The sequence below is a fragment of the Bradyrhizobium betae genome, from assembly GCF_050632175.1.
GTDB classification, from domain to species: domain Bacteria; phylum Pseudomonadota; class Alphaproteobacteria; order Rhizobiales; family Xanthobacteraceae; genus Bradyrhizobium; species Bradyrhizobium betae_B.
Map to the genome: position 1 here is coordinate 5,307,000 of NZ_CP192576.1, position 26,937 is coordinate 5,333,936.

The following is a 26,937-nucleotide window of genomic DNA, read 5'->3' on the forward strand; positions in this document are numbered from 1 at the left end:
GAGGAATGAGTTTCCCTTCCGGAGGGCAAAAACGCCAATCGCTTCCATTGCCGTTTGAGGCCGAAACGACGACATTCCATTCAGGAATTGGTGGATTAACGGCCATGGAACGTACTGGATTTGAACCCTTCGGCGAGGAGCTGGTGTCCGCGACTGACACCCAGCGGCGAGCGCGTGCGTCCAAGCTCCTGCTGAGGGTAGGCACTGGCCTGTTCTGGTCGCTAGTCGCCGGCATCGTGATTGCGCGTGCGGCCTTCTTCGAGCCCGGCGTGTATGACGGCTTCAGCCGCGTCGCCTCGCTCGCCAAAAGCCTGATCTTCTGAGCCGGACTTATTCCGGGCCGAGCACAGAACTTCCATCGGCCCTGATATGCCGAAAACTTATTCCCCTATCGAGCGGCGCTGCGTATAAATCCTTCTCCTCTTGGAGAGATTTGTGTCGCAGAATCAAGCATCCAGCCCGGCTGACGCCAAGCCGGCCACCGCCGCCAGCCGCATTGCGGCGTTGATTCCCGGCATCCTCCTCTGCGTCCTGGTCGCCGGTGTCTCGGCCTTGCTCGAACGGGCGGAACTCGGCGTTTTCGAGCATCCCTATGTCGAGGCGCTGGTGATGGCGATCCTGCTCGGCATGGCGCTGCGCAGCTTCTGGAAGCCGGCCGCCCGCTGGCAATCCGGCATCGCCTTCAGCGCCAAACAGCTGCTCGAAGTCGCGGTCATGCTGCTCGGGGCCTCCATTAGCTTTGCCGCCATCGCGGCCTCGGGTATCGCGCTCCTGCTGTCGATTGCGGCGATCGTCGTGATCGCGCTTTCGGTTTCCTTCGGAATCAGCCGCCTGCTCGGCCTGTCGACGCGGCTGTCGATCCTGATCGCCTGCGGCAACTCGATCTGCGGGAATTCGGCGATCGCCGCGGTCGCGCCGATCATCGGTGCCAACAGCGACGAAATCGCGTCCTCGATCTCCTTCACTGCGATCCTCGGCGTGATGATGGTGCTGGGGTTGCCGCTGCTGATTCCGCTTCTGCAGTTGTCGGCCACGCAATACGGTATTCTGGCGGGCCTCACCGTTTATGCGGTGCCTCAGGTTCTGGCGGCGACGGTGCCGGCCGGCCTCATCGCGACGCAGATCGGCACGCTGGTGAAACTGATGCGCGTGCTGATGCTCGGTCCCGTCGTGATCGGCCTCTCGCTGATTGCGTCCCGCTGGCAGAGCGGAGCCAAGAAGACCAATGTCGGCTTTTTCCGCCTCGTGCCCTGGTTCATTCTCGGATTTCTCGTGCTTGCGACCTTGCGGTCACTGGAGATCGTTCCGAGCACGGTGGTGGTGCCGATTACCAAGATTACAGGCTTCCTCACCGTCGTGTCGATGGCCGCGCTTGGTCTCGGCGTCGATGTGCGCGTGCTCGCCAATGTTGGTGGGCGAGTAACAGCGGCCGTGACGCTGTCACTGCTGCTGCTGCTCGGTATCAGCATCGCGCTGGTGCACTGGTTTAAGTGAATACAGAGAAGCTGCCGTAGGGTGGGCAAAGGCGCGAAAGCGCCGTGCCCACCAATCATCTCAGCGTGCGACCAAGATGGTGGGCACGCTTCGCTTTGCCCACCCTACGAAATCGTATCTCTCGGCGACGCTTAAATCACATCCGCCAGCGAGTGCCCCTGCAGCTCGATGTTCAGCCCCTGCATGCCCAGATCAGTGATCTCACCGCCCATCGCCTTGATGCTTTCCTCGCGGATCAGTGACATCAGTCCGCGGCGCAGTGCCAGGAACTCCGACGACATCATCATCGCCTGCTGCCGCGGTCGCTCCAGCGGGATCGGGATCTCTGCCTTGATCGAGCCGGGGCGGGCGGTCATGCAGTAGACGCGGTCGGAGAGGAAGATCGCTTCATCGATGTCGTGGGTCACGAACAGCACCGAGATCTTCAGCCGCTGCCACATGTTGGTGAGGATCTGCTGCATGATGACGCGCGTCTGCGCGTCGAGCGCGCCGAAAGGCTCGTCCAGCAGCAGCACTTTGGGCCCCGTCGCGAGCGCGCGGACGATGCCCACGCGCTGCTTCATGCCGCCCGAGAGTTTCTCCGGATAGTGCTTCTCGAAGGCCTCCAATCCCGCAAGCCCGAGCAGCGTGCGCGCAGCACGTTCGCGCTGCGAGCGCGGCATGCCGCGCATCTTCAGGCCGAACTCGACATTCTCCCGCACTGTCTTCCAGGGAAACAGCGAATATTGCTGGAACACCATGCCCCGTTCGGCACTGGGGCCGTTCACACGCTCGCCGTCGACGGTGACCACCCCCGTTGTCGGCTTGAGGAACCCTGCGACCGCATTGAGCAGCGTCGACTTTCCGCAACCGGAAGGGCCGACGATCGAGACGAACTCGCCGGGCTTCACATGGATCTGCGTGTCGGTGACGGCCTGGACCGGTCCCTCGATGCTGTCATAGCTGAGGGAAAAATTCCTGACCTCGATGTGGCCCTTCGGCGGGTTTGCAAGCATCTCGCTCATGTCGACCTCCACGGCATCACCAATTGTCCCGCGCCCCTGATGAGCAGGCTCGATCCGAGGCCCAATACGCCGATCGCGATCATGCCGAGTGCGATGTCGGCATACTGGACCAGCGAATAGGCCTCCCAGGTGAAGTAACCGATGCCGTACTGACCGGAGATCATCTCGGCGGCGATCAGCGAGACCCAGGCCACGCCCATGCCGACGGTGAGACCGGTAAAGATGTGCGGCAGCGAGGCCGGAAAATACACGTCTCGGAAGATCGATCGCTCGCGCGCGCCGAGGCATTGCGCGGCACGCACCAGGACGGGGTCGACCAGCGACATGCCGTGCAGCGTGTTGATCAGGATCGGGAAGAACGAGCCGAGGAAGGTGATGAAGACGATGCTCTGCTCGTTGGTCGGCCATAGCATGATCGCCATAGGCACCCAGGCGATCGCGGGGATCGGCCGCAGCACTTCCGCGACAGGGAAGACGATTTCATGCACGAGCTTGAAGCGGCCCATGATCAGGCCGAGCGGCACGCCGACGATCGCCGCGAGCGAGAAACCGACGAGGATGCGCCGGCAGCTCAGGACGATGTGCAGCAGGAATTTTGGATCGTGGATCGCCTTGGTGAAGCTCGCATAGACCGCCAGCGGCGAGGGCACGTTGGTGAAGCGCACGAAGAACACGACACGATAGGTCGTGAGCAGATGCCAGGCCAGCAGGAATGCGAGCAGCGAGATGATGCCGATTGCGGTCGCGCGAAGCCCCGCCCGGTTGAGCCGGTACCAGCGCAGCGCGAGTGTGCCGAACGAGGGCGGTGTCGCTTGTGGTGTGGCGGCGGGCACGGGGCCCGCCTCTGCGATTGCTGTTGTCGGCATGCTGTCCTCGGAATGTCTGAGGATGGCGGAGCTGCTCACGTCTTGCCTCCGCCGACTGCTGCCTTCACCGCGTCGTCGAAGCCGAGCACCTTGCCGCTGATCTTGGCGGCGTGGGCTTCGGCGTCCTTTTTGAGCAGGAACGGCGTAACCTCGCCATTGCCGACTGCGAAGAAGGCCTGGTCGGCGAACAGCTTGATGCCGCGGGTGGTGTCGAAAACGTAGGCGACGTTGATCTTCTTGCCCTTGGCCTTGAAGTCGGCATAGGCCCCCAACGTGCAGCTCGCCGACGAGAACGGCAGGATGCCGGCGTCGTCGACCCAGACCTCACCGGCCTTGCGCGGATCGGTGATGGGCTTCTTGCAGAAAGCGTCTTCGCCTTTGATTTCGTAATTCTTGGTGCTCGCAAGCTGCGCATCGTAGTCGAGCTTCATCTCGGCAAAAGCCTTCCGGATATAGCTGTCATCGACCCACTTCTTCGGGTCGAATTCCTTCATGCGACCGAGGTTTTGCAGAACCTTGATGTCGGTCGCAGCCGCGTCGATCAGGGCTGGCTTGATGGTGGGATCGGTCGTCATGTTGCCGCTGGGGCCGAGGAAGATGTAGACGACTTCCTTGTTGATGCCCGTCCATTCCTGGATCTTCTCGGCGGCCAGCTTGGGATCGTCACGCAGCCACTGGTTGGCGGCGATCAGTGCCTTGAAGTAGGCAACGACGACCTCGGGATATTTTTCGGCGAAATCGGTGCGCACCACGATGCCGTGGAAGGTCGGCAAATTGGTCTCGACGCCGTCGAAGATCTTTCGCGCGAAGCCGCGGAACGGTAAGAGCTCGGCGAAGGGAACGAAATCGGCATGCGCGTCGATCTTCTTTTCCTGGAGATTGGTCGAGCCGACCTCCGGGCTCTGGCTGACGAGCTGGAAGAAGTCCGCGGGGTAGCCGCGGTCCTGCATCGCCTTCAGCACCATGCCATGTGCAGCGGAGCCGAACGGTACGCTGACGAGCTTGCCCTTGAGATCGGCGAGATCGTAGTAGGACGAGTCCTTGTGGACCACTATGCCGTTGCCGGAGCCGGCCAGGCTGTAGGCGGCCATTCCGATCAGGCGGCTCTTGCTCTCGGGGTTACTGTCGAAGGTGAAGCCGTTCACGATTAGCGGATAGTCGCCCATCATGCCGATCTGCAGCTTGTTCGCCATCATGGCGTTGGTGACGGGCGGGCCGGACGTGAAGTTCTGCCACTCCAGCTCGAACTTGATGTTGGAATATTTGCCGTCCTTCGGCAGATATTTTTCGAGAAGATGAAGCTGGCGGATGACGATGCCGGCGGTCACCGTATTGGTCGTGGTGTCCTGCGTTCCGATGCCGAGCGTGACGGTTTCCGCCGTAGCCGGCTGCGCGAGCAGGAGCGCCAGCGACGTCACCGACATCGCGATCGAGAGCGTGGAAAGATGGCGGGCCATTCTCATCCTCATTCGGTTGGATGTGCTGTGGGTGCCATGATTGGGTGAGGGCACGGACAGGGCAAATCCGGAATGGTCGCCGCAGTCGATTAGTTGCCGGGAAAAGCTGATTGCATACTCCTTGGGCAGTCTTGCACTATAAAGCCGCTTGCCTGTGCACCGCGCCTAGTCGGCTCCCTGACCACGCATCTCCTCCAGCACGTCGGTCCGGCACACCACGATCTGCGAGCGCTTGGTCACGACGATTCCCTTCTCCTGCATCCGCTTCAGGCTGATCGTCACCCATTGCCGGGTGGCGCCGACCATGTGGGCGATGTCGGCATGGGTGAAGGCGGCCGCGATCACCCGACCGTCGGCGTCCTCGACGCCGTAGAGATCGACGAGATGCAGCAGCAGGTGTGCAAGGCGCTGTGTGATCGAGCGCGTTCCAAGCATCTGCGCCAGCGCCGAATAGCATTTGCCCTTGAAGGTGAGGCCTTCGATCAGGCCGATGGCGAGATTCGGGATCTCGACTGCGAGCGACCGCAGCTCCTTGCCGGGCAGGTGCACGACGCTGCAATTGCTGGATGCGACGCCGGACCATTGATGCACGGTGCCTTCGAACACTTCGGGCCCGCCGACGAAATTGCCGACATGCCAATACGCCAGCGTGATCTCGCGCCCGAGCGGCGAAGTGTAGAACACGCGGACGCGGCCGCTCTCGATCAGCCAGATGCCGTCGTGCCTGCCGCCCTGGCTGAACAGCGTCTGGCCGCGGTTGAGCACCTTTCGGCGGCCCTGCTTCAACACCAGCTCCCGCTCGCGCGGCGTCAGCTTGTCCATCAGCGGCGGCGGCCCGCCGATCCATTGCTGATTCTCGGTGAGCAGCAGCGAGGAACCACCCGCGGGCCGAACTGTCGGGGGACCAGCCCCGCGAACCACATTGGCCGCCTGCAACATCATCCGCCTCCGGAACGTTGAAATCGTTCTAAAGAGGAGCAATGTCCGTGCCAGATGGGGGGCTGTGGGGGCCACGCGTTTGCGAGAGACCGGTGCCGCTCACTCTGCCGTCATCGCACGGCTTGACCGGGCGACCCAGTATTCCAGAGAAAGCAGCGGCTTACGGAGAGGCTGCGGCGTACTGGATTCCCCGCTTTCGCGGGGAATGACAGCGGAGCAAGGGGGTGATCAAGGGGACGATCCGTAATCCCTATTGCCCCGCCAAACTCAACAAATACGGCTTCGGGTAAATCCCCCTGTTATGCCCATCCGAAAACGAGATGTTGAGCCCATAACCGAGATCGCCGATCTCGGTTATCGCGATACCGGGAAACGCTTCCGGGAAGCGGCCGTCGATGCGGGCGCGGGTGCAGTGGGCGCATTTGCAGGAGAGGCGGAGTTTCTCCGCGGGCACACTGATTGCATCGCCGTCGGTGGTGCGCACGAGGAGCGTCGCGAGATCGGCGCTGGTCTCATAGTCGGCCACGGTCAGTGCCACCAGGGTCATGGTCATGACGAAACCTCCGGCATTCTTCTACGCACGCGTGGGCGCGCGGGGATAGCAACTAATTGCCAGCGACGATCTGGCCGCGTGACTCCTCTTCAATCACGTCCGTGAAATGTGAAACTAATCGACCAGGAATTTCACTTCCGAATTGCCGGACTCTGCTCTCTCCGAGAACCTGTGCGTAATGGAGAAGGAGAGACCATGAGCGCATTTCAGAAGGAAACGGTTTTGTCGGTCAGGCACTGGACCGACTCCCTGTTCAGCTTCACCGCGACGCGTGACCCCGGCTTCCGCTTCCAGAACGGCCAGTTCGCGATGATTGGCCTCGAGGTCGAGGGCAAGCCCCTGATGCGAGCCTACAGCATGGCAAGCGCCAATCACGAGGAGGCGCTCGAATTCTTCTCGATCAAGGTGCAGGACGGCCCGCTGACCTCGCGCCTCCAGAAGATCAGGGAGGGCGACATCATCCTGGTGGGCCGCAAGGCGACGGGCACGCTGATCACCGGCAATCTCATTCCGGGCAAGCGCCTGCTGCTGCTCTCGACCGGCACCGGGCTTGCACCCTTCGCCAGTCTGATCAAGGACCCCGACGTTTACGAGAATTACGAGACCATCGTGCTCGCCCATGGCTGCCGCCAGGTCTCGGAGCTCGCCTATGGCGAGCAGCTCGTCGAAGGCCTGCGCGACCACGAGTTCTTCGGACCCCTGATCCGCGACAAGCTGGTCTATTACCCGACCGTCACCCGTGAGCCGTTCAGGAATCGCGGCCGGATCACCGACCTGATCGCCTCCAACCAGATGTTCGACGACGTCGGGCTATCAGGCCTCGATATCGAGACGGACCGCATCATGCTGTGCGGCAGCCCGGCGATGCTCGAGGAACTGCCGGCGATGTTCTCAGCACGGGGCTTCGTCGAAGGGAACCACAGCCAGCCCGGCCATTTCGTGATTGAAAAGGCTTTCGTCGAGCGCTGACGCGCAAATCGGTCCTCGGCGACAACTAATTGCTATCGCCGGAAGGCCCCTGAACAAATCTGATGCAAAGGCGCCGGACCTTCCGGCGGACCAGGAGCAAGCGATGGCACTAGATCAGATCGTCGACGGACTTTCGGAGGTTTCCTGCGATGTGCTGGTGATCGGCGGCGGCACGGCCGGGCCGATGGCCGCGCTGAAGGCGAAGCTGAAGAACCCGAAGGCGAATGTCGTTCTGCTCGAAAAGGCCAACGTCAAGCGCTCCGGCGCGATCTCGATGGGCATGGACGGGCTGAACAACGCCGTCATCCCCGGATATGCGACGCCGGAGCAGTACACCAAGGAAATCACGATCGCGAACGACGGTATCGTCGATCAGAAGGCGGTCTATAAATACGCGCAGAACTGCTACAGCATCATCGAGGAACTCGACAGCTTCGGCATCCGCTTCCTGAAGAACGAGAACGGCGACTACGCCGTCAAGAAGGTGCATCACATCGGCACTTATGTGTTGCCGATGCCGAACGGCGAGACCGTAAAGAAGGCGCTGTACCGCCAGCTCCGCCGCGCCCGCATCCTGATCTCCAACCGCTACATGGCGACGCGTCTGCTCAAATCGAGCGACGGCCGCATCGCCGGCGCGATCTCCGTCAATACCCGCACCGCCGAGATCCTCGTGATCAAGGCCAAGGCCGTCATCCTCTGCATGGGCGCTGCCGGCCGCCTCGGCCTGCCGACCTCCGGCTACATGTTCGGGACCTATGAGAACGCCGCCAATTCCGGTGACGGCTATTCCATGGCCTATCATGCCGGCGCCGCGCTCGCGAACCTCGAATGCTACCAGATCAACCCACTGATCAAGGACTATAACGGCCCAGCCTGCGCCTACGTCGCCGGCCCCTTCGGCGCCTTTACCGCTAACAACGAGGGCTCGCGCTTCATCGAATGCGACTACTGGTCCGGCCAGATGATGCTGGAGTTTTACAACGAGCTCCTGTCCGGCAAGGGCCCGGTGTTCCTCCAGCTCAAGCATTTGCACCCCGATACGATCTCGGAGATCGAATCCACGCTGCACAAGGTGGAACGGCCGACGCGCGGCCTGTTCCAGCAGGGGCGGGGGTCGACTACCGCAACGACTCGATCGAGATGCACATTTCCGAGATCGGCTTCTGCTCCGGCCACAGCGCGTCCGGCGTTTTCGTCGACGACAACGCCCGCACGACCGTGCCCGGCCTCTATGCTGCCGGCGACATGGCGAGCGTGCCGCATAACTACATGCTCGGCGCCTTTACCAATGGCGCGGTTGCCGGCGTCGATGCGATGGAGTTCGCCGAGAACCACGATTTTGCCGAGTTCGACGCGGCCGATGTCGCCAAGGAGCGCGACCGCGTGCTGGCACCGACCAAGCGCGAGGACGGCATTCCGCCGAACCAGGTCGAGTACAAGACCCGGCGTCTCGTCAACGACTATCTTCAGCCGCCGAAGGTCACGCGAAAATACGAACTCGGAATGCGCCGTCTCGCCGAGACGCGGCAGGACATGCAGGAGCATATGATCGCGCGCAACGCGCACGAGCTGCTCCGCGCGCTCGAAGTGCAGTCGATCATGGACTGCGCCGACATGGCGGTGCATGCCTCGCTTTACCGCGAGGAGAGCCGCTGGGGACTCTATCACTGGCGCACGGATTTCCCGGAGAAGGACAACGAAAACTGGTTCTGCCACACGCTGCTCTCCAAGCAGGATGGCAAGATGACCAGCGAGAAGCGTGCGGTGGAGCCGTACGTCGTCCCGATCGCCGACGACGAGAAGGACCTCTACGACAAGCAGCGCATCCGCGCCTCCGCCTGACCCGCCGCAACATAGCAACAGGAGACCAACGATGCCTCTCGCTTCCTATCAGACATCGGTTCCGGTGGTCGTCGACGACGCCAAATGCATCGCCGACAAGGGCTGCACCGTGTGCGTGGACGTCTGCCCGCTCGACGTCCTGCGCATCAGCGACATGACCGGAAAGGCCTACATGGCCTATGACGAATGCTGGTACTGCATGCCCTGCGAGGCGGATTGCCCGACCGGCGCCGTCACCGTCAACATTCCCTATCTCCTGAGGTAGTCATGTCGAGCCCATTCGAGTCCTATGACGACCTCGAAGACGCCGACGAGCGGCTTCAGGCAGCCGATCCCGCAGAGCGCCGGGTTGCGATCATCGCGCTCGGTCATTCCGGCGATCCGGCCGCGGTTCCGCATCTCGCCAGTATGGTCGCAGATCCCGACGCCGGCGTGCGCCAGCAGGTCGCGATGGCGCTCGGCGAGTTCGACGGGCCGGAGGCTGCGAGCGCGCTCGTAAAGCTGCTGATCGATCCTGAAAGAATCGTCGCGTCCGCCGCGGCCGACAGCATGGCCGAGTTCAAGGATCCCGCCTGTGCCGAGATCATCCTGCCGCTGGTCAAGCACGCCCACGCTTTCGTCCGCATGGGCGCGCTGCGTGCGCTGAAGGAGCTGCGCTGCAGGGATACGCTGAAGCCGGCGCTGGAAGCGCTTCTGGATACGGACGCTGCCGTTCGCGTGCAGGCGATCGGCGTGATCGGCTTCCTCAAGCTGGAAGAATCCATTCCCGCGCTGACCGCACTGATCAACGATCCCGACGCCCATGTGCGCCGCGCCGCCGTCAGCGCGCTGGCCTTCTCGCAGATGAAGCCCGCGGCCGAGACGATCACGCGCGCGCTGAAGGACGCCGACTGGATGGTCCGCGAGATGGCGGCGGAAACGCTGGGTCTCAACGTCAACGGTTCGATCGCGGCAGACCAACTCGTCGGTGCGCTCGCTGACGAATTTTGGCAGGTGCGGCTGAAAGCAATCCGCAGCCTCGGCAGAATGAAGATCGAGCGCGCGGTACGTCCGATCGGAAACTGCATCAACCACGACCAGGCCAATTTGCGGAAGGAAGCGGCCGCCGCGCTCGGCGAGATCGCCCATCCCGACGGGGAAGCATTCCTGGCGGTCATCGCAGACGACGCCGATCCTGATGTCCGTAAGAACGCACGTTGGGCACTCCAGCAGATCGCAGCGCGAAAAGCGCGGGCAGGGGCGTAGCCGCGAGGCGTCCTGCCGCTCTGGACTTCCGGAACCAGACGTTTATTGGTCTTCGCCGGGAAACAGCGAGGACGCGGCCATGACGACACTGACAACCAAGGATCTTCTCCCCGAGGACGGCACGCGGGGAACATTGGTGGGCCGTGTCTGGCTGCCTCAGGCGAACGGCCCGGCCGTGGCAGCCGTGCGCAGCGACGGTGTGTTCGACGTCACCGCGAAGTTTCCGACCGTCAGCGCGCTTTGCGAAGAGGATGCTCCGGCGAAGGCGCTTGCCGCAACGAAGGGCGAGCGCATCGGGGATCTCGATGCGATCGTTGCCAACACGCCGCCCGACGGCCGCAACCCGACAAAGCCGTGGCTGCTCGCGCCGGTCGATCTCCAGACTCTGAAGGCCGCCGGCGTCACTTTCGCCATCTCGATGTTGGAGCGTGTCATCGAAGAACGCGCGAAGGGCAATCCGGCCTCGGCCGAAGCCATCCGCAAAGAGGTGACGCGGCTGATCGGGGACGATCTGTCCAAGCTCAAGCCGGGCTCGGACCAGGCGATGCATTTGAAACAGGTGCTGATCGACCAGAACGCCTGGAGCCAGTATCTCGAGGTCGGCATCGGCCCCGACGCCGAGGTCTTCACCAAGGCCCCGACCTTGTCTTCGGTTGGCACCGGCATGGATGCCGGCCTGCATCCGAAGTCGACATGGAACAATCCGGAGCCGGAGCTGGTGCTGTTCGTCTCGAGCCGCGGCAAGATCGTCGGCGGTGCGCTCGGCAACGACGTGAACCTGCGCGACTTCGAGGGCCGTTCGGCGCTGCTGCTGTCGAAGGCCAAGGACAACAACGCGTCCTGCGCGATCGGCCCGCTGCTGCGGCTGTTCGACGACAGTTTTTCGCTCGACGACGCGCGCACGCTGGACATCAGCCTGAACGTGAAGGGCACGGATGGTTTCGTCCTCGACGGCCATTCCTCGATCAGCATGATCAGCCGCGATCCAACCGATCTCGTCGAGCAGACGATCGGCAAGGTGCATCAATATCCTGATGGATTCGTGCTGTTCCTTGGCACCATGTTCGCGCCCGTGAAGGATCGCGATGCGCCGGGGCAGGGCTTCACCCACAAGCGCGACGATATCGTCACGATCTCAGCGCCCCAGCTCGGCAAGCTCGTCAACCGCATGCGCACCAGCGACGAGTGCGAGCCGTGGACGTTTGGCATTGGTGCGTTGATGAAGAACCTGGCGCAGCGGAAGTTGATCTAGCGTTCGCTTCGTCTTTCAATCCGCCCAAGCCTATTGCAGAAGGTCGTCATGTCCGGGCTTGTCCCGGGCATACGTTGTTCGTGGCACATGGCGAGACGTGGGCGGCCGGAATAAGTCCGGCCATGACCGGCGGCGCTAGCCGTTCCTCTAATTTTCCTTCATCCTCCCGTTGCATTCCCGGAACAAAATCGCGCTTGGCGTGTCATCTGCGGACCCCTCCCGAACGTCCGTATCGATCAGTCGAATAGTCAAATAATATGACTATACGGAACCGATCTTCCGTGAAATAGTCTCTCCCGCCGCCGCAAAGGTCGGCCTTTGGGTGCCATGCTACCGACCGGCGCCCGAAATAAACATTTGGGAGACACGCCTGATGACCCCTAAAGCCCTCTTTGCGGCCAGCGCCACGGTCGCGTTGCTGCTCGCGCTGCCGGCCAAGGCTGCCGAGCTCACCATCGGCTTCTCGCAGATCGGATCGGAATCCGGCTGGCGCGCGGCCGAGACGTCCGTCTCCAAGCAGGAAGCCGCCAAGCGCAAGGTCAATCTCAAGATCGCCGATGCTCAGCAGAAGCAGGAGAACCAGATCAAGGCGATCCGCTCCTTCATCGCGCAGAACGTTGATGCGATCTTCCTCGCGCCCGTTGTCTCGACCGGGTGGGACTCGGTGTTGAAGGAAGCCAAGGAGGCCAAGATTCCGGTCGTGCTGCTCGACCGCGACATCGATCCTTCCGGCAAGGAACTGTATCTGACCGCCGTCACCTCCGACAGCGTGCACGAGGGTGAGGTCGCCGGCGACTGGCTGGCCAAGACCGTCGGGGCCAAGGCCTGCAACATCGTCGAACTGCAGGGCACGGTCGGCGCGAGCGTCGCCGCCAACCGCAAGAAGGGCTTTGACACCGCGATTGCCAAGCACACTAACTTGAAAGTCGTGCGTAGCCAGACCGGCGACTTCACCCGTGCCAAGGGCAAGGAAGTGATGGAGAGCTTCATCAAGGCCGAAGGCGGCGGCAAGAATATCTGTGCGGTCTACGCCCACAATGACGACATGATGGTCGGCGCGATCCAGGCGATGAAGGAAGCCGGCCTCAAGCCCGGCAAGGAGATCCTGACCGTCTCGATCGATGCGGTCCCCGACATCTTCAAGGCGATGGCCGCCGGCGAAGCCAATGCCACCGTCGAGCTGACACCGAATATGGCGGGCCCCGCCCTCGATGCCATCGCGGCTTTCAAGGACAAGGGCACCGTTCCGCCGAAGTGGATCCAGACCGAATCCAGGCTCTATACTGCGGCCGACGATCCGCAGAAGATCTACGACAGCAAGAAAGGCCTTGGTTACTGAGGCGGGTGCCGCGCCGGATCGCGGCCTGTGGTCCGGCGCCCCTCTTCGAAGCCGCTGTAAGAGCGGCTAGGCTGGGTGTCCGCATCACACGCGGGTGCCGGTGGGAGTGAATTTGCCATGGAGAACAGCCTCGATCCTGCTGCTTCCCTGCTGGAGGTACGCGGGATCAGCAAGAGCTTCGGCGCGGTGCATGCATTGCAGGAGGTCGACTTCACGCTGCGCGCCGGCGAGATACATGCGCTGCTCGGCGAAAACGGGGCAGGCAAGTCCACGCTGATCAAGGTCATCACCGGCGTCTTCCCGCGGGATGGCGGCTTTGTCCGGCTCGGCGGCGACGAAGTCGCGCCACGTTCGGCCAAGGCCGCGCTTCAGGCCGGCATCGCCACGGTCTACCAGGAGGTCAACCTTTTGCCGAACCTGTCGGTGGCGCAGAACCTGTTCCTCGACCGGCAGCCGATGCGTTTTGGCATTGTGCGCGAAGGAGAGATGCGCCGCCGCGCGAAGACGCTGCTTACGGACTTCGGCCTCGACATCGACGTCTCAGCGCCGCTCGGCAACTATTCGGTGGCCATCCAGCACGTCACTGCAATCGCGCGTGCCGTCGATCTTTCCGCCCGCGTGCTGATCCTGGACGAGCCGACCGCCAGCCTCGACCGTCATGAGGTCGAGATCCTCTTCGGCATCATGCGCCAGCTTGCGGGGCGCGGCATCGGCATCGTCTTCGTCAGCCACTTCCTCGATCAGGTCTATGAGATCTCCGACCGCATCACGGTCTTGCGCAACGGCCGCCTGGTCGGTGAGCGCGAAACCGCCTCGCTGCCCCGGCTCGAATTGATCCGCATGATGCTCGGCCGTGAGCTGGCCGAGACCACCAGGGCGCGGGCGGCAACGCGCGAGCATCAGGCGCGCGACGTCTGCGCGAGCTTTGAGAACTACGGCAAGGCCGGCTATGTCGCACCGTTCAATCTCGAACTGCGCCATGGCGAGGTCGTCGGCCTTGCCGGCTTGCTCGGTTCGGGCCGCACGGAGACGGCGCGGCTGGTGTTCGGTGCCGAGCGCGCCGATCGCGGGCAGGCGACGGTCGAGGGCACGCCCGTGCGGCTTCAATCGCCGCGCGACGGCGTGCGCCACGGTTTTGGCTATTGCCCGGAGGAGCGCAAGACCGAAGGTATCGTCGCCGAGCTCAGTGTCCGGGAGAACATCGTGCTGGCGCTGCAGGCCAAGCGCGGCCTGCATCGTCCGCTGTCGCGCCGCGAGCAGGACGAGATTGCGGGGCGTTACGTCAAGATGCTCGATATCCGCCCGCCCGATCCCGAGCGCCCCGTGGGCCTCCTTTCCGGCGGCAACCAGCAGAAGGTGTTGCTTGCGCGATGGCTCGCGACATCGCCGCGGCTACTGGTGCTGGACGAGCCGACCCGCGGCATCGACGTCGGCGCGCATGCCGAGATCATCCGCCTGATCCGCGAGCTCTGCGACGACGGATTGGCGCTGCTCGTGATTTCGTCCGAGCTGGACGAGATCGTGACCTATTCGGATCGGGTCGTGGTGCTGCGTGATCGCGCCCATGTCGAGGAACTCGCGGGCGAAGCGATTGACGTTACCAGCATTCTCGCGGCTATTGCGGCCGACGGCGGTGCAGCAGCACGTGAGGGGCGGGCATGACAGCGCTGTTGCCGCGCCGCGGGCTTGCCCAGATCCTTGCATTGATCGTGATCCTGGCGGTCGACCGCGTCGTGTCGCCGCAGTTCTTCGATCTGCGCCTCCAGGACGGGCGCCTGTTCGGCAGCCTGATAGACGTGCTCAACCGCGGCACGCCGGTGGCGCTGCTTGCGCTCGGCATGGTGCTGGTGATCGCAACGCGCGGCATCGACCTCTCCGTCGGTGCCATCATGGCCATCTCTGGTGCGATCGCGGCGAGCCTCGCCGACAGCCACGGGCTTCCGATCGTGCTGGCGGCCGCGCTCGGCGTGGGCCTGCTCTGTGGATTGTGGAACGGGTTTCTCGTCGCCGTGCTCGGCATGCAGCCGATCGTCGCGACGCTGATCCTGATGGTCGCTGGCCGCGGCATCGCCCAGCTCATCACCGAGGGGCGGATCGTGACTTTCTCCTCGCCCGACCTGGTTTGGCTCGGCAATGGCTCTATCCTCGGCCTGCCGGTGCCGGTCGCAATTGCGATCGGCATGCTGATCGTCACCGGCACGGTGGTGCGCGGCTCCGCGCTCGGGCTCCTGATCGAGGCGACCGGCGGCAATGCGCGGGCGAGCGAGCTTGCCGGCGTCGGCACGCGCGCCATGATCCTGGCGGTCTATGTCTGGTGCGGCGTCTGTGCCGCTCTTGCGGGCGTGATCGCGGCCGCGGACATCATGGGCGCCGATGCCAACAATGCAGGCTTGTGGCTCGAACTCGACGCGATTCTCGCGGTGGTGATCGGCGGCACCTCGCTGTTCGGCGGCCGTTTCAGTCTTGTGCTCGCGGTGTTGGGGGCGCTGATCATCCAGACCATGAACACTGGAATCTTGCTGTCAGGCTACCCGCCGGAATTCAACTTGCTGGTCAAGGCGGGGGTGGTGCTCGCGGTGTTGCTCCTGCAATCGCCGAAATTCTCAGGCCTTGCCGGTATGGCCATGCGGCTGCGGAGGACGAAAGCATGAAGGGCCTGCCGCCTGTCCTGATCACGGCGATCGTGCTGGTTGCGGGCTTTGCGCTCTGTGCCGTGCAATTTCCCAATATCGCCTCCACCCGCGTGGTCGGCAATCTGCTCACTGACAACGCCTTCCTCGGCATCGTCGCGACAGGGATGACCTTTGTGATCATCTCCGGGGGGATCGACCTTTCGGTCGGCTCGGTGATCGGCTTCACTACCGTCTTCGTGGCGCTGGCAATCGAGCGCTGGGGCATGCCGCCTCTCGTCGCCTTCGTCGCCATCCTCGCGCTGTCGGCCGCTTTCGGGGCGGCGATGGGCGCCATCATCCATGTCTTCGATCTGCCGCCTTTCATCGTAACACTCGCCGGCATGTTCCTGGCGCGCGGCGCAAGCTTCCTGCTCTCGACGGAATCGGTGCCGATCACCGCACCGGTCTATTCCACCGTGTCGGACTTCGCACTGCGCGTGCCCGGCGGCGGGCGGCTTACGGCGATTGCCATCATCATGCTGGTCATCGTGATCGGTGGCGCCTTGCTGCTGCGGCTTACCAGGTTCGGCGCCAACGTCTATGCACTCGGCGGCAGCCGCACCACCGCAGGTCTTATGGGCGTCGCCGTCGGCACGATGACGGTGAAGATCTACATGCTGTCGAGCCTGCTCGCAGGGGTCGCAGGCATCGTCTTCTCCTTCTACACCAGCGCGGGCTATTCGCTCTCCGCGGTCGGTGTCGAGCTCGACACCATCGCCGCGGTCGTGATCGGCGGCACGCTGCTCACGGGCGGGCAAGGATCGGTGATCGGCACATTCCTTGGCGTGCTGATCCAGGGGCTGATCCAGACCTACATCAATTTCGACGGGACGCTGTCCAGCTGGTGGACCAAGATCGCGACCGGTGTGCTGCTGTTCGCCTTCATCGCCCTGCAGAAGGGGCTGGTCGCGCTTGCGCGCCGGCCTGCCGCCAGGCGTGCGGGAGCAGCTTCATGACATCGCGCATCGTCGTCATCCCGACGCGGCGGGCCCATTCCAACCATGCGGAAGTGGCTCGATCGATCGGCGTCGACATCATCGCCGGCCGCTATGCGGAGGGAACGCGGCTGCCGGGCGACGCCGAGATGATCGCGATGTTCGGTGTGTCGCGACCGGTGTTGCGTGAGAGCGTGAAGACTCTCGTAGCCAAGAGCCTGCTCACCACCAAAGCGCGGGTCGGCACCGTCGTGCGCGAGCGAGCCGCCTGGAACATGTTCGATGCCGACGTGCTGGCGTGGCATCTGGATGCAGGCATCGACAAGCGCTTCCTGAATGATCTCGCCGAGATCCGTCTCGCCGTTGAGCCCCGCGCGGCTGTGCTCGCGGCGGCGCAGCGGTCCGAGGAGGATGTCGCCGAGCTTCGTCGCGCCATGGAGCGCATGCGACTTGAAGCGTCGGACTCCGTCGGCTTTGCCGATGCCGATCTCGCGCTTCATGTCGCGGTGGCGCGGGCATCTGGCAATCTGTTCATGCGATCGATCGGGCATGTCATCGAGGCTGCGCTGCGTGCCTCGTTCCTGCTCAGCGCACCAGTCGAAGCCGAGGACCGCGAGACCGTCCTGCTCTGGCACCAGAAGATCGTCGATGCCATCGCGGCCGGCGATGCCGAAGCCGCGTCGGAGGCGATGGTCCATGTGATTCACAACGGCACGCGCCGCCACGAAGGGGCCGTGATCGAGGCCCCGGCCGGTGCGCAGCCTTCCGCGGATACGGGAGAAACGGCGTGACAGACCTTCGCATCGCCATCGTGGGATTCGGCAAGATCGCGCGCGATCAGCACGTGGGCGCGATCGCCGCGACACCGGGCGCGACGCTTGTCGCTGTGGCGAGCCGCAACGCCTCGCTGCCGGACCTGCCGCACTTTGCGACCATCGAGGACTTGCTGGAGAAGGGGCCGGCGATTGACGCCGTCTCGCTCTGCACGCCGCCGCAGGTGCGGCGCGGCCAGGCCGTGGCCGCGCTCGCCGCCGGAAAGCATGTCATGCTGGAGAAGCCACCCGGCATCGGCGTCGCCGAGCTCGATCCCCTGATCGCGATGGCGGCGGGGCTAAAGCGGACATTGTTTGCGACCTGGCATTCGCGCTATGCGCCGGCGGTCGAGCCGGCGCGTGAGTGGCTCGCCACGCGTCGCATTCTGTCCGTGCACATCAACTGGAAAGAGGACGTCCGCGTCTGGCATCCCGGGCAGGCCTGGATCTGGGAGCCTGGCGGTCTCGGCGTGTTCGATCCCGGCATCAACGCACTCTCGATCCTGACCCGTATTCTGTCGAAGCCGGTCTTCGTCACCGCGGCCGAACTGGCCTTTCCCGCCAATTGCCAGGCCCCGATTGCCGCGAAGCTGTTGCTGGCCGACCTCGATGGCCTGCCCGTCACCGCTGAATTCGACTTCCGCCAGACCGGCCCCCAGAGCTGGGATATCTCCGTGGAAACCGACCGGGGGCAAATGACGTTGTCCGGCGGCGGGCGGCGCATGTCGATCGACGGCAAGGAAGTCGCCGAGGCACCCGATGAGGAATATCGTGAGTTGTACCGGCGTTTCGTCGAGCTCTCCGTCACAGGCGCGAGCGACGTCGACCTGGTGCCGCTCCGCCTCGTCGCGGATGCCTTCCTGCTCGGCAAGCGCATAATCGTCGAACCTTTTGTGGACTGACCATGGCTGGTGCAAGAATAGAAGATGACGTCTTCGGAACGCTGCCGGATGGCCGCAATGTCGAGCGCATCACGCTGCGCGGGGAGGGCGGCTTCGAAGCCCGCATCATCACCCATGGCGCGGTCTTGCAGGCCCTGATCGCGCCGGACGCCAAAGGAAGCTGCGACGACGTTGTGCTCGGCCATGATGCATTTGCCGGTTATCTCGCCGAACGAAAGTTTCTGGGCGCTACCGTAGGCCGCTACGCTAACCGTATCGCCGAGGGACAGTTCTCGCTTGACGGTGAGACGTTTCAGCTTCCCGTCAACAACGGCCCGAATGCGCTGCATGGCGGGCTGGACGGTTTTGACCGCAAGCTTTGGGAGATTGTCGAGATCGACGACGGCGCGGAGCCGGCGGTGACGCTGACCTATGTCAGTCCGCACGGCGAGGAGAATTATCCCGGCAAGCTCGATGTCAGCCTGACCTATCGCGTTACTGGCCCGACGGAGCTGTCGCTGACCATGGAGGCGCGAACGGATCGACCGACCATCGTTAACCTGACCAATCACAGTTTCTTCAATCTGGAAGGCGCGACCTCAGGCACCTCCATTCTCGACCACAAGCTTACAGTTGCCGCCGATCATTTCCTCGCCATTGACCCCACCGCGATCCCGCTGCCGGAGCCGCCGCGCGCGGTCGCCGGCACGCCGTTCGATTTTCGCGATCCGCGCCCCGTCGGCGAGCGTATCCGCGAGAGCGATCAGCAATTGCGTCACGGCAAGGGTTACGACCACACCTATTGTCTCGGGCGCGACGGCAAGCTCGCATTCGCGGCGCGGCTGGAGGCGCCGCGCTCGGGGCGCATCATGGAGCTCTTCACCGATCAGCCCGGCCTTCAGGTCTATTCCGGCAACTATCTCGACGGCACGATCTCGGGGAAGGGCGGCAAGCTGATCCGGCAGTCGGACGCGATGTGCCTGGAGCCGCACATCTGGCCAAACGCGCCGAACCGGCCGGATTTCCCGAGCCCGCGCCTCGATCCCGGCGGGGTCTATCGCCATCACACCGTCTATCGCTTTGGGGCAAGGGCGCCATGATGGAACAGGTGCCGACCTCCGTCCTCTCGGCCGAGCCGTGCCATCTCGGCGAAGGGCCAACCTATGACGTTGCGACCGATACCGCATGGTGGTTCGACATTCGTGAGGGGCGTCTGTTCGAGGCACATCTAGGCAATGGCAGCATTCGCGTCCACCCACTCGGCCGGATGGCGAGCGCGCTCGGGCGTATCGATGCCGAACGGCAGCTGATTGTCGCGGAGGACGGTCTCTACATTCGCAACATAGACGATGGCGCGATGACGCTGTTCTGTCCGCTCGAAGCGGACAATCCCACAACCCGCTCCAATGATTGCCGCGTGCATCAGTCCGGCACGTTCTGGATCGGGACCATGGGCAGGAACGCCGAGCGGGGTGCAGGTGCGATCTACGCGTTCCATCGCGGCAAAATCTCTACGCTGTTTCCCGGTATCAGCATTCCCAATTCCATCTGCTTTTCGCCTGACGGAGCTATCGGCTATTTCACCGACACCGCGCTTGCGGTGCTTTATTCCGTGCCGCTCAATCCCGCGACGGGCCTCCCGCGCGGCGAGCCCGAGGTGCTGCTGCGCCACAGCGGCATCGGCGGTCTCGACGGCTCGGTGTGCGACGCCGATGGCCAGATATGGAACGCCTGCTGGGGCGCGAGCCGTATCGATGTCTATTCGCCGCAAGGCGAGCGCCTGCGCTCACTCAGTGTGCCGGCGAAGCAGGCGAGCTGCCCGGCCTTCGTCGGTCCCGATCTGTCGCGCCTGCTCGTCACCTCGGCCTGGCAGGACATGGACGCCGCAGCGCGCGCCGACGATCCGCAAGCCGGCTGCACTTTTCTATTGGAGGCATCCGCGCGAGGTCGCGCGGAGCCCGACGTGATGCTCGCATAGGAGACCTGACCCTGCCCACGACCGACGTTTGCGATGAAACCAAGAAACAGTCTGACACCCAAGGGAGTGAACCATGCTGAAACTCAAGACGACATTCCTCGCGCTGGCATTGGCCGGCGCCGCGATGATGGCGGCAAGCACGACTGCGTCTGCCCAGGACAAGGCGACCGTCGGCATCGCCATGCCGACAAAGTCGTCGGCGCGCTGGATCGACGACGGCAACAACATGGTCAAGGTGCTCAAGGAGCGCGGCTACAACACCGATTTGCAGTATGCCGAGGACGACATCCCGAACCAGCTCTCGCAGGTCGAGAACATGGTGACCAAGGGCGCCAAGGCGCTGGTGATTGCCGCGATCGACGGCACCACGCTGTCCGACGTGCTCAAGCAAGCGAAGGCAAAAGGCATTACCATCATCGCCTATGACCGCCTGATCCGCGGCACGCCGAACGTCGACTATTACGCCACCTTCGACAATTTCCAGGTCGGCGTGCTGCAGGCGCAATCGATCGAGCGGGGGCTCGGTCTGAAGGACGGCAAGGGCCCGTTCAACATCGAGCTGTTCGGCGGCTCGCCCGACGACAATAACGCCTATTTCTTCTACAACGGCGCGATGAGCGTGCTGAAGCCCTACATCGACAGCGGTAAGCTTGTCGTCGCCTCGGGCCAGATGGGCATGGACAAGGTTGCGACCTTGCGCTGGGACGGCGCCACCGCGCAGGCTCGCATGGACAATCTGCTCAGCGCCTATTACGGCAAGAAGAAACTGAATGCCGTACTGTCGCCCTATGACGGCATTTCCATCGGCATCATCTCTTCGCTGAAGGGCGTCGGATATGGCAGCGCCGATCAACCGATGCCGATCATCTCCGGGCAGGACGCCGAGGTACCCTCGATCAAGGCGATGCTGCGTGGCGATCAGTACTCGACCATCTTCAAGGACACCCGCGACCTCGCCAAGGTGACCGCCGACATGGTCGATGCGGCGCTTGCCGGCAAGCAGGTCACGGTGAACGACACCAAGACCTACGAGAACGGCGTCAAGACCGTCCCGTCCTATCTGCTCAAGCCGGTCGTGGTCTACAAGGACAATTGGGAGAAGGTCCTGGTCGACAGCGGCTATTACAAGAAGTCGCAGTTCCAGTAAGGCTTGCTCGTCCCCTCTCTCCGCTTGCGGGGAGAGGGGCAAGGTGATGAGCTCATTCCTGCCGCCGGTGGTTGCTATGCACTCCGTCTTTGCGAGCGCAGCGAAGCAATCCAGTCTGCCGCCGCGGAGAGAGTCTGGATTGCTTCGCTGCGATCGCAATGATGATGGGGATGTAGCGCCAACATCCGATCGATTTGAGGACATGATCCAATGACCGCCATGCTGGAGATGCGAAACGTCAGCAAAAGCTTTTCAGGCGTGCAGGCGTTGCGCGATGTCAATTTCTCTGTCGAGGCCGGACAGATCCACGCCCTCGTCGGCGAGAACGGCGCGGGCAAGTCCACGCTGATGAAGGTGCTCAGCGGCGTCTACCCCCATGGCAGCTACGAGGGTACCATCGTCTTTGATGGCGAGGAACGCCGCTTCAGAGACATCAACGATTCCGAGGCGCTCGGCATCATCATCATCCACCAGGAACTTGCGCTGATCCCGCTGATGTCGATCGCGGAGAACATTTTCCTGTCGCATCCGCCGTCGAAATTCGGCGTGATCGATCGCGATGAGGTCTACCGGCGCACCCGCGATCTTCTGGCCCAAGTCGGCCTGAAGGAATCGCCGGATACGCTGATCACCGATCTCGGTGTCGGCAAGCAGCAACTGGTCGAGATCGCGAAAGCCCTCTCCAAGCGGGTGCGGATGCTGATCCTGGACGAGCCGACCGCGAGCCTCAACGAGGCCGACAGCGCCGCGCTGCTGGAACGCCTCATGGCATTCCGCAAACAGGGCATCGGCTCGATCCTGATCTCGCACAAGCTCAATGAGGTCGCCCGCGTCGCTGACCACATCACGGTGCTGCGCGACGGCCGCACCGTCGACAGCATCGACTGCCATGCCGAGCCGATCCAGGAAGACCGCATCATCCGGAGCATGGTCAACCGCGATCTCGCCCATCGCTTTCCAGAGCGTAGCGCGACCATCGGCGAATGCGTGCTCGAGGTCGCGAACTGGTCGGTCTATCACCCCATTCATCCCGAACGGCAGGTGATCAAGGCCGTCAATTTCAGCGTCAAGCGCGGTGAGGTCGTGGGGATCGCGGGCTTGATGGGCGCAGGCCGCACCGAATTTGCCATGAGCCTGTTCGGCCGTTCCTGGGGCACCAACATCAGCGGTCGTATCTGGCTCGAAGGCCATGAGATCGCGCTGCCGAACGTGGCCGCCGCGATCGACGCCGGCCTTGCCTATGTCACCGAGGACCGCAAGCAACTCGGGCTGATCCTCGCCGACGACGTCCGCAAGAACATCACGCTCGCAAGCCTCGACCAGGTCGCGCCTGGCAGGGTGATCGACGACATCGCTGAGCTGAAGGTTGCGAGCGACTATCGGAACCGGATGCGGATCCGCTGCTCCGACGTCTACCAGGAGACCGGCCAGCTCTCCGGCGGCAACCAGCAGAAGGTTGTGCTGTCGAAATGGCTGATGACCGATCCCAAGGTCCTGATCCTGGACGAGCCGACGCGGGGCATCGACGTCGGTGCCAAATACGAGATTTACGGTATCATCAACGAGCTTGCTGAGGCCGGCCGCGGTGTGGTGGTGATCTCCTCGGAGATGCTCGAGCTGCTCGGCGTCTGCGACCGCATTTGCGTCATGAACGACGGTGCTTTCGTCGGGGAATTCAAGGGTGCGGAGGCGACGCAGGAAAAGATCATGCGCGCCATCATGCGCAATGAACGAAGCAACGGAAACAGCGCGCCTGAGGCCGCAGAGATAGGAGGATCGCAGCCATGACCGACAAGACGGTTACGCTGCCCGAGGAGCGCCGGCACGGCAGCTTCATCAAGAACAATCTGCGCAGTTACGGCATGTTGCTGTCGCTGCTCGCGATCATGCTGTTCTTCCAGGTCATGACCGGTGGCACGCTGCTGCAGCCGCTCAACCTCACCAACCTGGTGCTGCAGAACAGCTACATCGTCATCATGGCGCTGGGCATGCTGCTGGTGATCGTCACCGGACACATCGATCTGTCGGTCGGCTCTGTCGCAGGCTTCGTCGGTGCCGTGGCCGCCCTGCTCATGGTGACCTACAAGGTCGACTATACGCTCGCCTTCATCGCGTGCCTCGTGGTCGGCGCCGCCATCGGCGCGGCGCAGGGCTATTGGGTCGCCTATTTCAAGATCCCGTCCTTCATCGTCACCCTGGCCGGCATGCTGGTGTTCAAGGGCCTGGCGCTGGCGGTGTTGCAGGGCCAGTCGCTCGGGCCGTTCCCGCCGACCTTCCAGAAACTGTCGTCTGGCTTCATTCCGGAGCTGCTGCCCGAGGCCGGCACGCTGCATCCCACCTCGATGCTCGTTGGGGCTCTGCTGGCGCTGGGGCTGGTCTATGCGAGCGCGAGGAGCCGCACGCGCGAGCTCTCGCACGGCATCGAGGCCGAGCCTTACGCGTTTTTCCTCGGCAAGAGCATTTTGCTGGCCTGCGCGGTGCTCTATTTCACCTATTTGATCGCGACCTATCGGGGCCTGCCGAACGTACTGGTGATCATGGGTGCGCTGATCGCGCTCTACGGCTTCGTCACCCGCCGCACCGTGATCGGCCGTCAGATCTACGCTGTCGGCGGCAACGCCAAGGCGGCCAGCCTGTCGGGCATCAAGACCGAGCGGCTGACGTTTCTCACCTTCGTCAACATGGGCGTGCTGGCTGCGCTGGCCGGCCTCGTCTTTGCCGCGCGCCTCAACACCGCGACGCCCAAGGCAGGTTTGGGCTTCGAGCTCGACGTCATCGCCGCCTGCTTCATCGGTGGCGCCTCGGCCTATGGCGGCGTCGGGCGCGTCGGAGGCGCCGTAGTCGGCGCGATGATTATGGGTGTGATGAACAACGGCATGTCGATCCTCGGCATCGGCATCGACTACCAGCAGGTCATCAAGGGTCTGGTGCTGCTCGGGGCGGTCTGCATCGACGTGTACAATCAGCGGCGGTGAGCCCGTGCCGATGCTGATTGCCTGCGGCGATGCGCTGATCGACTTCGTGCCGACGCGGAGCGTGGAGGGACGCGAAGCGGTGATGCCGGCGGTGGGCGGCTCCTGCCTGAACGTGGCGATCGGTCTCGCGCGGCTGGGTGCGCCGACTGGTTTCGTCGGCGGCATCTCGACCGACGTGTTCGGGCAGATGATTGCCGATCACGCCGCGGCATCGAACGTCGATCTCAGACGTGCGACGCGCAGCAATCACCAGACCACGCTTGCCTTCGTCCGCATGGTCGCGGGCGAGGCGCAATACGCCTTTTATGACGCCGGCAGCGCGACAAGGAGTTGGGTGTACCAGCTCGGGGTTATCCCGTTCGCGAACATCGAGGCCGTGCATGTCGGCTCGACCACGTTGGTCGATGATCAAGGCGCCGCCGAGACGAAAGCCCTGATCGCAGACGCGCGCGCATCGTCGACGATCTGCTTCGACCCGAATTGCCGCCCCAATCTGGTCAAGGACAAGCCGGCCTATCTCGCGCGCATGGCCGAGTTCGCCGAGGGCGCCGATCTCGTCAAGATGTCGGACGTCGACTTCGCCTATCTCTTTGGAGCCGAGCCTTACGGCCAACGCGCCAGCGCGTTGCTCGGGCAGGGCACCAGCCTCGTCGTCATCACCCGCGGCAGCGACGGTGCGCTCGCGTGGCACGCCAGGGCAGGGCAGGTCGAAGTCCCCGCGCCGACGGTCGTGGTTGGCGATACCGTCGGCGCTGGCGACAGTTTTCAGGCCGCTTTGGTGTTTGCCCTGCACAAGCAGGGGCGGCTCGCCCGGCAGCAACTGAAGGACATAGGCGCCGACGAACTCCGCCGCGCGCTGACTTTTGCCGTCGAATGCGCCGGCATCACCTGCACCCGTCCGGGCGCCGATCCGCCCTGGAGCCACGAGGTCAGCTGGAACTGGTAGCAGAGCGCCCAGACATCCTCCGAGACAGGTATCCTCCGAGATGTCCCGGCGGACTGCGGCCATGCGCCAGCCGAAATGGACAGGTGAGGTGCGCGCTGGCAAGGTCCGCGCGTCCTGACGCGAGCATGTCAATTTATGAGCACTGATCTCTGTTTCCTCTCCGCCGTCGAGCTGCGCGAGCAGATCCACCGCAAGAAGATCTCCCCGGTCGAGGTCACGCGGGCCGTGCTCGCGCGCGCGGAGGCGCTCCAGCCCGAGCTGAACTGCTTCATCACGCTCTGCGGTGAGGAGGCGATGGACGAGGCGCGCGACGCCGAGCGCAGGGTGATGGCGGGCGAGCCTCTGGGCCTATTGCACGGCATTCCCGTCACGGTGAAGGACATCGTCAACACACGCGGCGTGAAGACCACGTTCGGCGCCGTTCCGTACAGGGACAATGTGCCGACCGAGGACGCCGTCGCTGTCGCCAGGCTGCGCGCGGCAGGCGCGATCCTGATCGGCAAGACCACGACGCCCGAGTTCGGCAGCAAATGCCTGACCGACTCGCCGCTGTTCGGCCGTACCCGCAACGCCTGGAGCGCGGAGCGCTCTTCCGGCGGCTCTAGCGGCGGTGCGGCGGTGGCCGTTGCAAGCGGCATCGCACCGCTGGCGATCGCGACCGACGGCGGCGGCTCGACGCGGATTCCGGCCGCCTGCAACGGGGTGGTCGGGCTGAAGCAGAGCAACGGCGTGATCGCACACAGCCAGGCACTCGATGCGTTCGGCAACCAGACCTATGTCACGCCGATGACCCGTGATGTCGCCGACACCACCCTGATGATGCAGGCCATGGCCGGCGAAGACGCGTGCGATCCCTGGTCGATCGGTGTCCCCGTGCCCGACTTCATCGGCACCGCCGCGCCGCGGGGCGATCTGCGCGGACAGAAGATCCTGTTCTGCGCTTCGCCGCCCGGACGGCCGGTATCCGCCGATGTCGCAGCCAGCTTCAAGGCGAGCCTCGATCGGCTGGCAAGCCTCGGTGCCGAGCTTGAGGAGTTTTCCGGCGACGGGTTTGACGTCGAGCCGATCTGGCGCGCGATCAATCACACCGTCTGGCGCACGCGCTTCGCCAAACTGGTCGCCGAGCATGGCGACGTTCTTAGTGAAGCCTTCGTCGAGCAGGTTGCGCTCGCGACCAATGTCAGCGGCGTTGCTTATCAGGAGGCGATGTTCGCGCGCACCGCGCTGTTTCGTCGCGTGCAATCCTTGCTTGCGCGCGGGCATCTCCTGGCGATGCCGACCATCACCCGCACTGCGCTGCCGATCGATCAGGACCTGTTCGGCACCATCGAGATCGACGGGGCACATTTCGACAGCGTCCGGCCGCACTGGTTCCCCTGGACCATGCCGTTCAACATGACCGGGCACCCCGCGATCAGTCTGCCCTGCGGATTCGGCAGCGACGGCCTGCCGATCGGACTTCAGCTCGTCGGACGCTTCCGTGCCGACGCCGAATTGCTGCGCGCCAGCGCGCTGTTCGAGGCTTCGCACGATCTGTTGTCCCGCTGGCCCGGCTGAACGGATGCGCGCGCTGCAAAGGGCTTGCGTCCGGCCCCCGGAATGTTGATCGTGCCGCGGATGAGCCCTGA

At 63.7% G+C, this 26,937-nt stretch carries 24 protein-coding genes and 1 pseudogene; 20 read left to right on the forward strand and 5 right to left on the reverse strand.

Annotated elements, in window-relative coordinates:
* The first annotated feature begins 104 nt into the window (after nt 1–104).
* A complete protein-coding gene (locus tag ACQ86E_RS25435) occupies nt 105–323 on the forward strand; it encodes a hypothetical protein (RefSeq protein ID WP_431202323.1) in 219 nt (72 codons plus the stop codon).
* A gap of 112 nt (nt 324–435) precedes the next feature.
* Nucleotides 436–1,494 (forward strand): YeiH family protein, encoded by a 1,059-nt coding sequence (locus tag ACQ86E_RS25440; RefSeq protein WP_431202324.1) that lies wholly within the window; start codon nt 436–438, stop codon nt 1,492–1,494.
* A gap of 131 nt (nt 1,495–1,625) precedes the next feature.
* On the opposite strand, the gene ACQ86E_RS25445 is transcribed toward ACQ86E_RS25440, so the two are convergent.
* The 5 genes from ACQ86E_RS25445 to ACQ86E_RS25465 form a co-directional block, all read right to left on the reverse strand.
* Nucleotides 1,626–2,498 carry an ABC transporter ATP-binding protein gene (locus ACQ86E_RS25445; protein WP_375309936.1) on the reverse strand — a complete coding sequence of 291 codons (873 nt, stop codon included), beginning with the start codon at nt 2,496–2,498 and terminating at the stop codon, nt 1,626–1,628.
* Nucleotides 2,495–3,364, reverse strand: coding sequence for an ABC transporter permease (locus tag ACQ86E_RS25450; protein ID WP_431202325.1), 870 nt, complete (start codon nt 3,362–3,364; stop codon nt 2,495–2,497). The genes ACQ86E_RS25445 and ACQ86E_RS25450 overlap by 4 nt, the downstream gene beginning before the upstream one ends.
* Before the next feature lie 35 nt (nt 3,365–3,399).
* Nucleotides 3,400–4,821, reverse strand: a complete 1,422-nt coding sequence (locus ACQ86E_RS25455; protein ID WP_431202326.1) for an ABC transporter substrate-binding protein — start codon at nt 4,819–4,821, stop codon at nt 3,400–3,402.
* A 165-nt stretch (nt 4,822–4,986) separates the two neighbouring features.
* A complete protein-coding gene (locus ACQ86E_RS25460; protein WP_431202327.1) occupies nt 4,987–5,763 on the reverse strand; it encodes a Crp/Fnr family transcriptional regulator in 777 nt (258 codons plus the stop codon).
* 247 nt (nt 5,764–6,010) lie between these two features.
* On the reverse strand, nt 6,011–6,307 hold the full coding sequence (locus tag ACQ86E_RS25465; protein WP_431206559.1) for a gamma-butyrobetaine hydroxylase-like domain-containing protein: 297 nt from the start codon (nt 6,305–6,307) through the stop codon (nt 6,011–6,013).
* 201 nt (nt 6,308–6,508) lie between these two features.
* Here ACQ86E_RS25465 and ACQ86E_RS25470 point away from each other — a divergent pair, with 201 nt between their 5' ends.
* The 18 genes and pseudogenes from ACQ86E_RS25470 to ACQ86E_RS25555 all read left to right on the forward strand — a co-directional run bounded on the left by ACQ86E_RS25470 (nt 6,509) and on the right by ACQ86E_RS25555 (nt 26,866).
* A complete protein-coding gene (locus ACQ86E_RS25470) occupies nt 6,509–7,282 on the forward strand; it encodes a ferredoxin--NADP reductase (RefSeq protein ID WP_431202328.1) in 774 nt (257 codons plus the stop codon).
* Between the two features lie 103 nt (nt 7,283–7,385).
* Nucleotides 7,386–9,127, forward strand: a pseudogene (locus ACQ86E_RS25475) (fumarate reductase/succinate dehydrogenase flavoprotein subunit).
* A gap of 31 nt (nt 9,128–9,158) precedes the next feature.
* A complete protein-coding gene (locus ACQ86E_RS25480) occupies nt 9,159–9,392 on the forward strand; it encodes a 4Fe-4S dicluster domain-containing protein (protein WP_008141081.1) in 234 nt (77 codons plus the stop codon).
* A gap of 2 nt (nt 9,393–9,394) precedes the next feature.
* On the forward strand, nt 9,395–10,372 hold the full coding sequence (locus tag ACQ86E_RS25485) for a HEAT repeat domain-containing protein (protein WP_431202329.1): 978 nt from the start codon (nt 9,395–9,397) through the stop codon (nt 10,370–10,372).
* A gap of 79 nt (nt 10,373–10,451) precedes the next feature.
* Nucleotides 10,452–11,624 (forward strand): fumarylacetoacetate hydrolase family protein, encoded by a 1,173-nt coding sequence (locus tag ACQ86E_RS25490; RefSeq protein WP_431202330.1) that lies wholly within the window; start codon nt 10,452–10,454, stop codon nt 11,622–11,624.
* A gap of 373 nt (nt 11,625–11,997) precedes the next feature.
* Entirely contained in the window at nt 11,998–12,963 is a 966-nt protein-coding gene (gene ytfQ / locus ACQ86E_RS25495) for a galactofuranose ABC transporter, galactofuranose-binding protein YtfQ (RefSeq protein WP_431202331.1), read from the forward strand.
* Between the two features lie 117 nt (nt 12,964–13,080).
* On the forward strand, nt 13,081–14,625 hold the full coding sequence (locus ACQ86E_RS25500) for a sugar ABC transporter ATP-binding protein (RefSeq protein ID WP_431202332.1): 1,545 nt from the start codon (nt 13,081–13,083) through the stop codon (nt 14,623–14,625).
* A complete protein-coding gene (locus ACQ86E_RS25505; RefSeq protein ID WP_431202333.1) occupies nt 14,622–15,614 on the forward strand; it encodes an ABC transporter permease in 993 nt (330 codons plus the stop codon). Before ACQ86E_RS25500 ends, ACQ86E_RS25505 begins: the two co-directional genes overlap by 4 nt.
* Nucleotides 15,611–16,591, forward strand: coding sequence for a galactofuranose ABC transporter, permease protein YjfF (gene yjfF, locus ACQ86E_RS25510; protein ID WP_431202334.1), 981 nt, complete (start codon nt 15,611–15,613; stop codon nt 16,589–16,591). Before ACQ86E_RS25505 ends, yjfF begins: the two co-directional genes overlap by 4 nt.
* The gene (locus ACQ86E_RS25515; protein ID WP_431202335.1) at nt 16,588–17,361 is read left to right on the forward strand and encodes a FadR/GntR family transcriptional regulator; all 774 of its coding nucleotides are present in this window, start codon (nt 16,588–16,590) and stop codon (nt 17,359–17,361) included. Before yjfF ends, ACQ86E_RS25515 begins: the two co-directional genes overlap by 4 nt.
* Nucleotides 17,358–18,284 carry a Gfo/Idh/MocA family protein gene (locus tag ACQ86E_RS25520; protein ID WP_431202336.1) on the forward strand — a complete coding sequence of 309 codons (927 nt, stop codon included), beginning with the start codon at nt 17,358–17,360 and terminating at the stop codon, nt 18,282–18,284. The genes ACQ86E_RS25515 and ACQ86E_RS25520 overlap by 4 nt, the downstream gene beginning before the upstream one ends.
* Before the next feature lie 2 nt (nt 18,285–18,286).
* Entirely contained in the window at nt 18,287–19,363 is a 1,077-nt protein-coding gene (locus tag ACQ86E_RS25525) for an aldose epimerase family protein (RefSeq protein ID WP_431202337.1), read from the forward strand.
* Nucleotides 19,363–20,241 (forward strand): SMP-30/gluconolactonase/LRE family protein, encoded by an 879-nt coding sequence (locus ACQ86E_RS25530; RefSeq protein ID WP_431206560.1) that lies wholly within the window; start codon nt 19,363–19,365, stop codon nt 20,239–20,241. The genes ACQ86E_RS25525 and ACQ86E_RS25530 overlap by 1 nt, the downstream gene beginning before the upstream one ends.
* A gap of 73 nt (nt 20,242–20,314) precedes the next feature.
* On the forward strand, nt 20,315–21,388 hold the full coding sequence (gene chvE / locus ACQ86E_RS25535) for a multiple monosaccharide ABC transporter substrate-binding protein (protein ID WP_431202338.1): 1,074 nt from the start codon (nt 20,315–20,317) through the stop codon (nt 21,386–21,388).
* A 210-nt stretch (nt 21,389–21,598) separates the two neighbouring features.
* On the forward strand, nt 21,599–23,176 hold the full coding sequence (gene mmsA / locus ACQ86E_RS25540; RefSeq protein ID WP_431202339.1) for a multiple monosaccharide ABC transporter ATP-binding protein: 1,578 nt from the start codon (nt 21,599–21,601) through the stop codon (nt 23,174–23,176).
* Nucleotides 23,173–24,363, forward strand: coding sequence for a multiple monosaccharide ABC transporter permease (mmsB, locus tag ACQ86E_RS25545; protein ID WP_431202340.1), 1,191 nt, complete (start codon nt 23,173–23,175; stop codon nt 24,361–24,363). Before mmsA ends, mmsB begins: the two co-directional genes overlap by 4 nt.
* Before the next feature lie 10 nt (nt 24,364–24,373).
* On the forward strand, nt 24,374–25,309 hold the full coding sequence (locus ACQ86E_RS25550; RefSeq protein ID WP_431206561.1) for a carbohydrate kinase family protein: 936 nt from the start codon (nt 24,374–24,376) through the stop codon (nt 25,307–25,309).
* 135 nt (nt 25,310–25,444) lie between these two features.
* The gene (locus ACQ86E_RS25555) at nt 25,445–26,866 is read left to right on the forward strand and encodes an amidase (RefSeq protein WP_431202341.1); all 1,422 of its coding nucleotides are present in this window, start codon (nt 25,445–25,447) and stop codon (nt 26,864–26,866) included.
* Nucleotides 26,867–26,937 lie beyond the last annotated feature (71 nt).

Coding starts and splice junctions, on each gene's coding strand:
- ACQ86E_RS25435 (WP_431202323.1), top strand. CDS start 105: ATGGAACGTACTGGATTTGAACCCTTCGGCGAGGAGCTGGTGTCCGCG.
- ACQ86E_RS25445 (WP_375309936.1), bottom strand. CDS start 2,498: ATGAGCGAGATGCTTGCAAACCCGCCGAAGGGCCACATCGAGGTCAGG.
- ACQ86E_RS25450 (WP_431202325.1), bottom strand. CDS start 3,364: ATGCCGACAACAGCAATCGCAGAGGCGGGCCCCGTGCCCGCCGCCACA.
- ACQ86E_RS25455 (WP_431202326.1), bottom strand. CDS start 4,821: ATGGCCCGCCATCTTTCCACGCTCTCGATCGCGATGTCGGTGACGTCG.
- ACQ86E_RS25460 (WP_431202327.1), bottom strand. CDS start 5,763: ATGATGTTGCAGGCGGCCAATGTGGTTCGCGGGGCTGGTCCCCCGACA.
- ACQ86E_RS25465 (WP_431206559.1), bottom strand. CDS start 6,307: ATGACCCTGGTGGCACTGACCGTGGCCGACTATGAGACCAGCGCCGAT.
- ACQ86E_RS25470 (WP_431202328.1), top strand. CDS start 6,509: ATGAGCGCATTTCAGAAGGAAACGGTTTTGTCGGTCAGGCACTGGACC.
- ACQ86E_RS25480 (WP_008141081.1), top strand. CDS start 9,159: ATGCCTCTCGCTTCCTATCAGACATCGGTTCCGGTGGTCGTCGACGAC.
- ACQ86E_RS25485 (WP_431202329.1), top strand. CDS start 9,395: ATGTCGAGCCCATTCGAGTCCTATGACGACCTCGAAGACGCCGACGAG.
- ACQ86E_RS25490 (WP_431202330.1), top strand. CDS start 10,452: ATGACGACACTGACAACCAAGGATCTTCTCCCCGAGGACGGCACGCGG.
- ytfQ (WP_431202331.1), top strand. CDS start 11,998: ATGACCCCTAAAGCCCTCTTTGCGGCCAGCGCCACGGTCGCGTTGCTG.
- ACQ86E_RS25500 (WP_431202332.1), top strand. CDS start 13,081: ATGGAGAACAGCCTCGATCCTGCTGCTTCCCTGCTGGAGGTACGCGGG.
- ACQ86E_RS25505 (WP_431202333.1), top strand. CDS start 14,622: ATGACAGCGCTGTTGCCGCGCCGCGGGCTTGCCCAGATCCTTGCATTG.
- yjfF (WP_431202334.1), top strand. CDS start 15,611: ATGAAGGGCCTGCCGCCTGTCCTGATCACGGCGATCGTGCTGGTTGCG.
- ACQ86E_RS25515 (WP_431202335.1), top strand. CDS start 16,588: ATGACATCGCGCATCGTCGTCATCCCGACGCGGCGGGCCCATTCCAAC.
- ACQ86E_RS25525 (WP_431202337.1), top strand. CDS start 18,287: ATGGCTGGTGCAAGAATAGAAGATGACGTCTTCGGAACGCTGCCGGAT.
- ACQ86E_RS25530 (WP_431206560.1), top strand. CDS start 19,363: ATGGAACAGGTGCCGACCTCCGTCCTCTCGGCCGAGCCGTGCCATCTC.
- chvE (WP_431202338.1), top strand. CDS start 20,315: ATGCTGAAACTCAAGACGACATTCCTCGCGCTGGCATTGGCCGGCGCC.
- mmsA (WP_431202339.1), top strand. CDS start 21,599: ATGACCGCCATGCTGGAGATGCGAAACGTCAGCAAAAGCTTTTCAGGC.
- mmsB (WP_431202340.1), top strand. CDS start 23,173: ATGACCGACAAGACGGTTACGCTGCCCGAGGAGCGCCGGCACGGCAGC.
- ACQ86E_RS25550 (WP_431206561.1), top strand. CDS start 24,374: ATGCTGATTGCCTGCGGCGATGCGCTGATCGACTTCGTGCCGACGCGG.
- ACQ86E_RS25555 (WP_431202341.1), top strand. CDS start 25,445: ATGAGCACTGATCTCTGTTTCCTCTCCGCCGTCGAGCTGCGCGAGCAG.